Genomic DNA, 12,097 nt, shown 5'->3' with positions numbered 1-12,097 from the left:
ATGGTGCCGTTGGTGGCGTTACCCGGGTAGTTGACGGCGGTCAGGACCGGGTAGCCGCTGCGGCGCCAGTTGGCCCAGGCTTCGTATTCGTCCATGAAGGTGGCGACCCAATACTGGGTGTTGATTTGCTGCAGGGCGTTGCCTGCATTATAGGGATTGGCGGCGAGGTAAGTGGTGATCTGGGCCTGGGTGATGCCGGGGGTGGCGCCGGTTTCGGCCATCTGGTTCATACCGGCGGTGACGCCGGCGGCGTAGTAGGTGGCGGGGTCGCCGGTGATCCATCCCCTTTCGGCGGCTTCGGCCAGCAGGAACTGGGTTTCGGCGTTGGTAAGGAAGAAGGTGGGGGCATTCAACCGGGCGAAGGTGTAGCGGTTGGCAACGGAATAGTCGTTCTGGTTGCCGGGGTAGCCGGGGGCGGTCGACAGGTCGAGGGTGCTGCCGTTCAGGTCGTAGCCATTGGGCTGGCCGAGCTGTTTGAACCAGCTGGTGTCGCCATAGTCGAAGCCGGCGGCGCCCCAGGCGGTACCGGGGCTGGTGCAGACGGTGCCGATGTAGGTGAGGCGGGGGTCGCCGGTCGACTTGAGGTAGTTGACAAAGGTGGCGCTGAGACGGGAGGCGTTGGGGTCCTGGTAGACGAGGACGGAGCCGCTGCCGTTGGCGGTCTGGTCGTGCTGGTTCTGGTGCTGGACCATGGCGTCGTCGGCGTTGCTGGTCATGACGCCGCCGGCGACGGCGGCCTGGACCCACTTCTGGGCGGTGGTCGGGTCGACCTTGCTCAGACGCATGCCGATGCGGAGCATTTCGGAGTAGGCGAATTTTTTCCACTCGGCGACATTACCGCCGTAAACCAGGTCGGCGGAACCGACGGTATTGGTGGCGGTGGCGCTCAGGTTGGCGGCCGCGTCCGACAGCTCGGAGTAGAGGCTGTCGTAGATCGCCTGTTGCTTGTCGTAGACCGGGCTGGTGATGTTGGCGATGTAGCCCATCCCTGCCTGGCTGTACGGGCAGTCGCCGTACATATCCGTCATGCGTTGGAACATGAAGGCCTTGAAGATGCGCGCGATGTTGTAGAGGTTGGTCTGCGTGGCGTCGCCCTTGGTGTGGTATACCGTCTCGACGATGTTGGTGATGGTATTGGGGTAGTTGTTGTCCCAATAGGCCGAGTTGTAGCTGGGGTTGTAGAAATACTTATCCCCGTCCCAGTAGCCGGTGGTGGACGAAAAGTGCTGGATCATGCAACCGGCATAGATCAGGTTGTTGCGCCAGTCTTCGTAACAGTTGCCATCGCTGTTTCCGGAGGTGATGAGCTCGGCGGCGGTGAACAGGTAGTTATAGTTCATGACCGCCGAGGTTACGTGCTCCGGGTCGGTGTTGATCGACTCGAAGTTCTTCTTACAGCCCGCGGAGAAAATCAAGGCGGCGGATAATATGAGAAGTTTTTGTTTCATTGTCAAGAATTTGGGTTGTAACGAATTAGAAGTTCACGTGTACGTTGGCGCCCAGGCTCCGGATGGGAGGATAACCCGAAAGCTCCAGCCCCTGACCGTTGGTGCTGTTCAAACCGGATTCGGGGTCGATGTTCGGGGTATGCTTCATCAGGATCAACAGGTTCCTGCCCACGAGGTTGATGCTCACCCCTTTGATGAACGTTCCCCTGAGCACGGAAGAGGGCAATGCATATCCTATCGTTACAGACCTCAATTTAATAAAGCTGGCGTCATAAACGAACTCTTCTGCGATATGGTTGGCACCGGTGGTGATGTTCCACCAGTAGGTCTGGCCGGGGACGGCGACGGCGTTGGCGTTACCCTTCCCATCGACGCCGGGGGCGACATAGCCCGCGCCCTCGCGTCCGAGCAGCGTGTTCTTTTGCAAACCGTAGTAGTCGAGCAGGAGGTTGGTGCCGGAATATATCTTCGCGCCGAACTTGTAGTCGATCAGGAAGCTCAGGCTGAACCCCTTGTAACGGAAGGTGTTGGTGATACCGCCGGTCTTGTTGTAGAAGCCGGATCCCAGGGGGATGACGCCGGTGGCCTCGGGCATGCCGGTCGAGGAGTCGACGATGTGGCGGCCCTGGGCGTCTTTTTTATAGCCAAAGCCCATGATCTGCCCATAGGAAAGACCCTTGACGGCGCTGACGTTGACCTCGCTGCCCCAGCGGGGGATCGCGCCAGCAATGACGATGCTTTGGTTCGCCCCCAGGTCCATCACCTTGTTGCTGTTGTAGGCGAAGTTCCAGGAGAGGTCCCAGGAGAAGTGACGGGTGGAGATCGGGGTCACGTTGAGCAACACTTCTATACCGCGGTTCCGGAGCACGCCGATGTTCTCGTAGACGCCGGAATAGCCCGCCGTCGGGGTGATCGTAACCGGCAGGATGTCGTCCGTGGTCTTTTTGCTGTAGACCGCAACGTCAAAGCCAAAACGGTTGTTGAAGAAGTCCATATTCACCCCGAGCTCGTCTTCCTGTATCTTGACCGGTTTGAGGAAGGCGTTGGGAATGGTGGTATTGGAGACATAGCCTACCGGCTGGTTGCTGATGGTGTAGCCCTGCAGCCCATAGGTCAGGGCATTCTGGTAGGGACCCGTACCGTTCGAACCTTCTCCGTAGCTGGCGCGCAGCTTGCCAAAGCTAATCCAGCTGGGCAGGTGGAGGGCGTCGGAGAAGACGAAGCTACCCGCGACCGAGGGATAGAGGTAATGGTCGGTATTGATGTTGAGGGTGGAGAACCAGTCGTTCCGGGCGGTGACCGTCAGGAAGAGGTAATTCCTGAAACCGAAGTCCGCACTCCCGTAGACCGAGTTGACGTGGTAGCGGTCGTAGGTATAGTTGAACGGCTTGTTCGAGACGTTGTTGGCGGAATAGAAATACGGGATGACATACGGCCCGACGCCGGTGACACCGTAGGACGAATTGACGTTGTCCATAGAGTTAGCGCCTACCTGCGCGTTGAGGGTAAAGTCGGTGCCGAATTTCTTGCTGACGCCGATCGCCCCGTTGTAGTTCATTTCGTGGAAGTTCGTCTCGGTCTGGGTCAGGTTCCCGCCGACGTTGTAACCCGTCCCGGAGGGCGTGATGTTGGTCAGGTCGAAGATATAACCGTCCCGGGTGACCGTTCCCTGTGCATAGAGCCAGTCGGTGAAGTTATACTTCAGCGTGAGGGCGCCGGTGAGGCGGTTCCGCGCGGTCTGGTTCTGGAATTTGTACGCAACGAAATACGGGTTGTTGAAGTACACGTCGGTGCCGGGGAGCAGTTCTCCGCCGGTCGCCGTAACCGCGGGTTTGAGCCAGCGGATGTCAAAGGTATTGCCCAGGTAGAGGGTGGAAGCCACCACGTTCCCCGGGGCGTCGGAGAAGGATACCCGGTTGTTGACGTTTTCAAAGACGTAGTCCGCGGAGAGCGTCATGTCCAGGCGTCTGGTGATGTGGTATTCGGAGTTGAAGTTGACGGTTTGTTGTTTCATCCCGGAATTCGGGATGAAGGTATTGAGGTACAGGTCGCCTAAACCCAGGCGGAAGTGTCCCTTGTCGTTGGACCCCAGCAAGGCCACATTGACTTGATTGGTTACGCCGGTCTTATAAAAGTTCTTGAAATTGTCTTTGGCGGCGGAGTAGTTGTAGGTGTTGCCCAGGAAGTTGGTCGCGGCCGACCCGTCGATCTTCGAGCCCCAGCTATAATACTCGGAACCTTGCGCGGCCGCGGCGGTAGTGGGTTTGACACTCAGCAGCCCCTGGCCGTAGGTGTATTGGTAGTCGCGTTCGTCGACGACGTTCTGGGCGGTGAGGTTGTCATTGAGCTCTACCGAGATCCCGTGTCCCTTGGCGCCGGACTTGGTGGTGACCAGGATGGCGCCCTTGCCGCCGCGGAAACCATAGAGAGCGGAGGCGGCGACGCCTTTGAGGACCTGGATGCTTTCGATGTCGTCGGGGTTGATATTCGACAAGCCGTCGCCAAAGTCCTGGCCGCCCCACTGGCCGGCGCTCCCCTGGTTGGTGTTGTCGTAAGGAACGCCGTCGATGACGTAGAGCGGCTGGTTGTTCCCCGAGATCGAGGACACCCCGCGGATCAGCACCATGCTGGACCCGGAAGGCCCGGTCGCGTCACCGGCCACGCTCACCCCGGCGACCTGGCCCGTCAGCGCGTTACCGATGTTCGTCTCGCGTGACTGGACGAACTTGTCGCCCGCGAGCTCCGTGGTGGAGTAGCCCAGCGCGCGGGACTGTTTGCGGATACCCAGGGCCGTTACCACGACGTCTTCCAGCTGGCCCGCGGCTTGCTTGAGCGAAATGCCCTTCAGGTCATCGGCGCCGACTTTGACGGTGGAGCTGACGTACCCCACGCCCGAAATGATCAGCACGTCGCCGGTCTTTGCCTCGATCGCGAAGTCCCCGTTCCCGTCGGTGACCGTGCCCCGGTGGGTGCCCCTGACCGTGACGTTGACGCCGGCCACGACGGCACCGTCGGGTCCGGTGACGTGTCCCCGGACGACGTCCGGTTTTTTTGAAAAGACGGTATTTGCGTTGAGGGGATGGTGCCCGGCTATCGCCAGTTGCGACAACAGCAGGCCTGCACACAATAGATAACTGTGCGACATTTGTCTCATAAATGCAGCAGGTTTAGATAATGAAGAAGATTAGTTTTCTCTTACTGTAGTGGGAAGAGGTCGCGCTGCTGTAATGAAGATTTAACGGAAATTTTCGTGTAAACGATTGTGTGGCCGGAGGCGCGGCGGGGCGCACCGCGGGCCCGGCGGGGCGCGAAGGCGCGGCAGCTAGAACTTGGCGTTCACGTTGAACCCGAAGCTGCGCACCGCGGGGTAGCCGGATAACTCGAGGCCCTGGCCATTGGTGGCGTTCAGGTTCGACTCCGGGTCGATGTTGGGGGTGTGCTTGAGGAGAGTGGCGAGGTTACGCGCGACGACGGAGACGGTTACTTCCTTGAGGTGGGATTTCTTCCAGCTGGGCAGCGTGTATTCGAGGGAGAGCGCGCGGAGCTTGATAAAGCTGGCGTCGTAGACGAATGCTGAGGCGATGTGGTCGCTGCCGCCGGCGGAGATGTCCTGGAAGTATTTCTGGGCGGGGACGGCAATGGCGTTGGGGTTACCGTGGTTGTCCACGCCGCGGCCGACATAACCGCCATCGCGGCCCTGGAGCGTCGTCTGCTGGAGCCCGTAAAAATAGAGGAGGAGGTTGGTTTGGGAGTAGAGCTTGGCGCCGAACTTATAATCGAACAGGATGTCCAGCTTGAATTTCTTATAGCGGAAGGTCTGGCTCAGACCGCCGGTCCATTTATACATGCCGGACCCCAGGGGCACGACACCGGTTTGTTTGGGCTCCCCATCGTCACCGAAGACGATGTGGCCACGGCTGTCCCGCTGGTAGGCGTAGCCCATGATCTGGCCGTATGGCAACCCGACCACGTTGCTGATGTTGACCTCGTTGCCCCAGCGCGCCTGGGCGCCGCTGATAACGACCTGTTGTATGCCGGGTCCGAGATAGAGGACCTTGTTGATGTTTTCGGCGGAGTTCCAGGAGACGTCCCAGGAGAAATGCGGACTGCTCACCGCTCGTGCCGTGAGCAGCCATTCCACGCCCCGGTTACGGACCTTGCCGATGTTGAGGTTGTCGCCGGTATAGCCCGAGGTCGCCGAAACGGTGACGGGGAGGATGTCGTCCTCGGTTTGTTTGTTGTAGACGGCCATGTCCAGCCCGACGCGGCAGGAAAGGAATTGCATGTTTACGCCCACCTCGTCTTCCCGGATGTTGACGGGGCGCAGGTTGGCGTTGGGGATGTTGCTTTGGGGTATGTAACCGATGAGCTGGCCGTTGATGGTATAGCCATGGGTGCCGTAGGTCAGCGCGTTTTGGTAGGGGGACGTGCCGTTGGAGGCCTCGGCAAAGGACACCCGGACCTTGCCATAGGTGATCCAGGCGGGCATTTTCCAATAGTCCGAGAAGACGAAGCTGCCGCTGACGGACGGATAGAGATACCGGTCGGAGTTGATGCTGAGGGTGGAGAACCAGTCGTTGCGGGCGGTCAGCGTGAGGTACAGCAGCCCCTTGTACCCCAGGTCCACGCTGCCGTAAAGCGAATTGACCTTGTAGCGGGCGTAGGCATGCTGGAAGGGCTTTACGGCGATGTTGCCCGCGGTATATACATAGGGGATGATAAAAGGACCCACCGCCCGTTGCTGGGCGATCCCGTTGACGAGCGTGGGCACGATACCGATCCCGTCGTCCTGGGTGATGTTGTCCTGGGTATTGCCGCCCAGCTGCGCGGAGAGGGTGAACTTCTTGTTCCAGGTCTTATCGACCCCGAACATATAGTTGGCATTGACCTCGTGGTACGTCAGCTCATACTGCGTGAGGTCGCCGCCCGGCCGGTACCCGGTCCCCGTCGGCTCGACGACGGTCGCGTCAAAGGTATATCCGTCCCGCGTGACCTGCCCCTGGGCGTACAACCAGTCCCGGATGTTATAGCGGAGGGTGAGGCCGCCGGTGAGGCGGTTCCGGGTGGTGTGGTTCTGGAAGCGGTAGGCGACAAAATAGGGATTGTCAAAGTAGGTGTCGTCGCCCGGCAACAGCTCGTTCCCGCTGCCATCCACTTCGGGTTTGAGCCAGCGGATGTCGAAACTGTTGGCCAGGTAAAGGGTGCTGGCGATGGCGTTCCCGGGGGCGTCCGAAAACGAGGCCCGGTTCTTTACCTGTTCGGCCACGTAGTCGCCGGTCAGGGTGACCTGGAGCTTTTTGAAGAGGTTGATCGTCCCGTTGACGTTGACGCCCTGTTGCTGCATATTGGAGTTCGGGATGACCGGGTTCAGGAAGAGGTCGCTCAGGCCCACCCGGAACCGGCCCTTGCTGTTGGCGCCTTCGAGGGCCAGCGAGCTCTGGTTGGTGAGACCGGTCTGATAAAAGTCCTTGAAGTCGTCTTTGAAGGGGAGGTAGGCGTAGTGCTGTCCCACGAAATTGACCGCGTCCGAGCCGTCGAGCTTTGCACCCCAGCTAAAGTAGGGCGCGGTGAAGGCCGCGTCCGCGGTGGTAGGCTTGATGCCCATGAGCCCCTGGCCGTATTGGTATTGGTAGTCCCGGTCGTCGACGACCGAGTTGAACGTAATGTTGTTGTTGAGCTCCACCGCGATGCCGTTGTTCTTGGGGCCGGACTTGGTGGTGATGAGGATCGCCCCGTTGCCGCCCCGGTAACCGTACAAGGCGGCGGCGGCCACGCCCTTGAGCACCTGGATGCTTTCGATGTCATCGGGGCTGATGTTGGACAGACCGTCCCCGAAGTCCTGGCCGCCGTATTGGCCGGCGTACCCTCCCTGGTTGGTGTTGTCGTATGGAATCCCGTCGACGACGTACAGGGGCTGGTTGTTGGCGGTCAGCGAGGCGTTCCCGCGGATGACGACCCGGCTGCTCCCATAGGGTCCCGTAGCGTCCCCGGAGACGCTGACGCCCGCGATCTTGCCGCTCAGGGCGTCACCCAGGTTGGTTTCGCGGGAGGCGGTGAATTCGGAACCCGGCACCTCGGTGGTGGCATAGCCCAGGGACCTCACCTGTTTGCGGATGCCCAGCGCCGTCATGACGACCTCGGTCATCTCCTTTTGCGCGGCCGTCAACGACACGGTGATGGGGCCGTTTTCCTTTAGGATTACGGTCCTCGACCTGAAACCCACGGAGGAGAACTCCAGGACGTTCTCGCGGTTGGCTTCGACGGCAAAGGCGCCCTTGGCGTCGGTGACCGTGCCCCGGACGCTGCCCTTGACCAGGACGGATACACCGGAGAGTGGGTTGCCGTCGCCATCGGTGACCATGCCCCTGGCCATGTCCGAGACGACCACGTGGTATACGCTGTCGGGTACGATCCGGGTGGCGGTGTCTTCCGCCGCGGCGATCGAAGGGCTGGCGCCGGTGCGCTTGCCTTCCCCGTTGAGGATGACGAAGGTGGTGGCGTTGACCCTGGTGAAGTGGAGACCCGATCCTTCGAGGAGCTCGGTCAGGATGCGCTCCACGTCGGCCTTGGGATGGACGATGTCGGAGACCATTCGTTCTCCTATGCTCTTATCGGTATACAGGAAGTAGACGCCGCGTTTGCGGTTGAGCTCCTTGAGGGCCTGTAAAAGGGAGATTTCGTGGCGGCCCTTACGGGTCTGGTGCTGTCTGTCGGGGCCTTGGTTTGTCACAAAAGCCCGCTGCATCGGAGCTTGCCGTGCCATTGTGTCTACGCCGTGGAGGCATAGCGACAAAAAACATATGGCAGCTGAACCCCAACAAAGAACCCGATTCTTTGACAGACAGTCTATCATGCAGCAGTTATACCGTGGTGCCCTATCGAAAGCCGGTGGTAAGCCCGGCGCTAGTTTGCTTTGTCGAGGATGATCTTGTCGTCGCGTTTTTCCACCCTATATTCCTTGGTGGCGGTCAGCGACTGCAGGAGCACGTCGAGGTTGTCGTTGGGTTGGGTGCCGTTGATCGTATTGTTGAGCATCGCGGGGTCGGCGACTTCGACCTTTACCCCGTAATGCTGCTCGATCATCCGGATGACTTCGGACAGCGGGGTATTGTCAAAGTGCATTTTGTTGTCCATCCAGGCGGTCACGTCTTCGGGGTTGACCGTTTGCCTGACCAGCTCATCCCCCTTTAACATCACGTCATCCCCCGGGACCAGCCGCATTTCCCGGCCGTGCTCGTCCAGGAGGGTAACGCTGCCCTCTTTGAGCATCACGCCCGCGTCGCCCGGCTGGCTGACCACGTTGAACATGGTCCCCGTGACGATGACGTCGAAATGATCGGTATGGACGATAAAACGGTCGTGCTCGGCGGTCTTTGTCACATGGAAAAACGCCTCGCCTTTCAGCCAGACCTCCCGGTCGTTCCCCTCTTTCCAGTGCTTGCCGTATGTAAACGAGGAGTTTGCGTTGAGCGTCACCTCCGTCCCGTCCGGGAGCGTATGCTGCGCCATCTGGCCGTATGTGGTATTGACCGTCGTTTTGCTCCCCTTCCAGTACTTGTCGAGCGTAGCCGCCAGGAAAACGACGACGACCGCCGCGGCCGCGGAAACCCACACTCTCCAGGAACGCCACTGTACCTTGAATATTTTGGCGGTGCTTGCGTTCGTCTCCTCTATACGCCGGAATAACCGGTCCTCCGCCGCCTCCAGTTGGGCAGCCGGAACCGGCAGCTCTTGAACATCCATTCGTTGAAGCAATTCTACTGCGCTATCTACCAGGGCCTTAGAAGACAAATCCTTGTGAAGCCTTTCTTCCCACTCACCTACTGCTTTAGGGTCGGTTTTGTAGTACCAGGCTAAAAACGATTCATCCGTCAACAGGTCCTCCGGACTTTGCAAGGCATTCATGTCCATATAACAGGCACCTTTGTACGCTATACAGGGTGTAATGATAAAAATTTGTAACCAATTTTTGAAAACTTTTTATTTTACAGTTAATTGCGGTTGAAAACTAACGATGGTGAGATTTGGAAAGTAACGCCCAGGATATAGCGCTGTGGGAATCCTTTAAAGGTGGAGACAAAGAGTCTTTCCGCGCGTTGTTCCGCAAATACTACTCCTCCCTATATTTATACGGCTATAAGATCACCCAGGACAAGGAGCTGCTGGAGGACTGCATCCAGGACCTTTTCGCAGAGCTATGGATGAGCTCCAGCAAAACCCAGATCAAATCCGTCCGTGCCTACCTGCTCAAATCGCTGCAATACAAGGTTATAAAGGGACTTCAAAAGCGGTCCCGCGTCATTTTGAATGACTCGGAGCCGCGCGAAACGGAGTTCCAGATCGGCCACGACGACGCCATGGTTTTCCGGGAGGACCACGAGAAGAACGGCGCCAAGATCAAGGCCGCGATGGGCCAGCTATCCAGGAGGCAGCAGGAGATCGTGTACCTCCGTTTTTTCCAGAACCTAAGCTACGAGGAGATATCCGAGATGATGGATATCAATTACCAGGTGGCGCGCAACCTGCTCTACCAGTCGATCAAGGCGCTCCGCAAGAATCTGGTGCAGCCTGCGTGATCGTTTGCGCTTTTTCTCGCTGGGATGTTACAAATCAAGTGCTTTTGTCACTACCTTTGGGCGCCTTTGTGGCCCCGCTAAAATCATTTTCTTCCATGAGCACGGTCGATGCATTCGAAAAAATTCCAGTCAGGATCTTTACCACACCCAAAGAAGGTTCCAAATTCGCCGCCAGGGAAATCGCCCAGCTGATACGGTCCAAGGCCGCGTCCGGCGAGTCCTGTGTCCTGGGTCTGGCCACCGGTTCCACGCCCATTTCGCTGTATGCCGAGCTGGTGCGGATGCACCAGGAGGAAGGCCTTAGTTTCAAGCACGTCGTCACCTTCAACCTGGATGAGTACTACCCCATCGAGCCGGAGACGCTGCAGAGCTACCACAATTTCATGTGGCGGAACCTGTTCGGCAAGGTGGATATCCTGCCGGAAAACGTGCACGTCGCCGACGGGCGCGTTCCCAAGGAGAAGATGAAAGAATATTGCCAGGAGTACGAGCGCCAGATCGAGGCCGCGGGCGGCATCGACCTCCAGGTGCTCGGGATCGGGAACAACGGCCACATCGGCTTCAACGAACCGGGATCGAGCCGGTATTCGAAGACGCGGCTGGTTACGCTCGACAATACGACGCGGGTAGCGAACGCCCGTGAGTTCCGCAACATCACCAACGTCCCCCGGATGGCCATTACCATGGGCATACAGACGATCATGTCCGCCAAGCGCATCATCCTGATGGCCTGGGGGCTCAAGGCGGGTATCGTCCGGAAGGCGGTAGAAGGGGACGTGACGGAGCACGTTCCAGCCTCTATATTGCAACAGCACGATGACTGTACGTTTGTCGTGGATGAGCTTGCTGCCGGGGAGCTGACGCGGTTTAAGTCGCCCTGGCTGACGGGGGACATCGAGTGGACCCCTCAGGTCATGCGGCGCGCGGTGATCAATATGGCGCTTAAGCTTCGCAAGCCGGTGCTGTCGCTGACGACCAACGATTATATCGACTCCGGTTTGGGGGATTTGCTCACCGAGCACGGAGACGCCTACGAGATCAATCTCCAGGTTTACTATATGCTCCGGGACTCGATCACGGGCTGGCCGGGCGGCAAGCCCAATGCGGTGATCCCGGCGCATCCCGAGCGGTCGTCTCCCTATCCCAAGAAGGTGCTCATCTTTTCGCCGCACCCGGACGACGATATCATTTCGATGGGCGGGACGTTTATGCGGCTCGTCGACCAGGGGCACGAGGTGCACGTGGCGTACCAGACGTCCGGCAATATCGCGGTCACCGACGAGTTCGTGACGCGGTTCCTGGACTTTGCGGTGGGCTTCGAGGAGATGTTCGGGATCGATTCGAAGAAGTCGCAGGAGATCCTCTCCGACGCATCTTCTTTTTTGCGTTCCAAGTCGTTGTCGCAGATGGACACGCCTTCGATCCGCGCCATCAAGGGCCTTATCCGCCGCTGCGAGGCGCGGGCGACCTGCCGGTACGTGGGGTTGACCGACGACCGGGCGCACTTTATGAACCTGCCGTTCTATGAGACGGGGACCATCGAGAAGAAGCCTTACGGCGAAGAGGATATTGCGCTGACGATGGCGCTGCTGCGTCAGTTGAAGCCCCAACAGATATATGCCGCGGGCGACCTGGCGGACCCGCATGGGACGCACAAGGTGTGCCTGGATATTATTTTTGAATCCCTGCGCAGGCTGAAGGCTTCGCCGTCGGATGCTTCGTGGATTCACGACTGCTGGCTATGGCTCTACAAGGGAGCCTGGCAGGAATGGGACATCTCGGAGATCGAGATGGCGATCCCGATGAGCCCGGAGCAGGTGATGAAAAAACGCTTTGGCATCTTTATCCACCAGTCGCAGAAGGACGCGGTGCCGTTCCAGGGGACGGATAGCCGGGAGTTCTGGCAGCGCGCCGAAGACCGGAATTCCAACACGGCGACGCTGTACGCGGACCTGGGGCTTACGCGGTACGCGGCTATGGAGGCGTTTGTGCGCTGGATGTATTGATCGCTTGTTCCACGGATTTTATGACGTTGTCCATTTTGGCCTCGCTGATGATCCATCGGGCGACGAT

The 12,097-nt window shown here is 59.0% G+C and carries 6 protein-coding genes; 2 read left to right on the top strand and 4 right to left on the bottom strand.

Going from position 1 to position 12,097, the window contains the following annotated elements:
* The 4 genes from VL547_RS23020 to VL547_RS23005 form a co-directional block, all read right to left on the bottom strand.
* A partial coding sequence (locus VL547_RS23020) for a SusD/RagB family nutrient-binding outer membrane lipoprotein (RefSeq protein ID WP_325582430.1) occupies nt 1-1,448 on the bottom strand: 1,448 nt, incomplete at its 3' end.
* 25 nt (nt 1,449-1,473) lie between these two features.
* Nucleotides 1,474-4,602: a SusC/RagA family TonB-linked outer membrane protein gene (locus tag VL547_RS23015; RefSeq protein WP_325582428.1), complete on the bottom strand. Its 3,129-nt coding sequence runs from the start codon at nt 4,600-4,602 to the stop codon at nt 1,474-1,476.
* A 168-nt stretch (nt 4,603-4,770) separates the two neighbouring features.
* Entirely contained in the window at nt 4,771-8,178 is a 3,408-nt protein-coding gene (locus VL547_RS23010) for a SusC/RagA family TonB-linked outer membrane protein (RefSeq protein WP_325582426.1), read from the bottom strand.
* A gap of 173 nt (nt 8,179-8,351) precedes the next feature.
* Nucleotides 8,352-9,359, bottom strand: a complete 1,008-nt coding sequence (locus VL547_RS23005; protein ID WP_325582424.1) for a FecR family protein — start codon at nt 9,357-9,359, stop codon at nt 8,352-8,354.
* Between the two features lie 113 nt (nt 9,360-9,472).
* Between VL547_RS23005 and VL547_RS23000 the strand changes: the two genes are divergently transcribed.
* Together VL547_RS23000 and nagB are read left to right on the top strand one after the other, a co-directional pair.
* Nucleotides 9,473-10,024, top strand: a complete 552-nt coding sequence (locus tag VL547_RS23000; protein ID WP_325582422.1) for a sigma-70 family RNA polymerase sigma factor — start codon at nt 9,473-9,475, stop codon at nt 10,022-10,024.
* 95 nt (nt 10,025-10,119) lie between these two features.
* Nucleotides 10,120-12,030, top strand: coding sequence for a glucosamine-6-phosphate deaminase (gene nagB / locus VL547_RS22995; protein ID WP_325582420.1), 1,911 nt, complete (start codon nt 10,120-10,122; stop codon nt 12,028-12,030).
* The last annotated feature ends 67 nt before the right edge of the window (nt 12,031-12,097 follow it).

It is taken from the genome of Dinghuibacter sp. (assembly GCF_035492835.1).
Lineage (GTDB): Bacteria > Bacteroidota > Bacteroidia > Chitinophagales > Chitinophagaceae > Dinghuibacter.
Note: the sequence above shows the minus strand (reverse complement) of the source record. Positions and strands in the feature narration are given on the sequence as shown.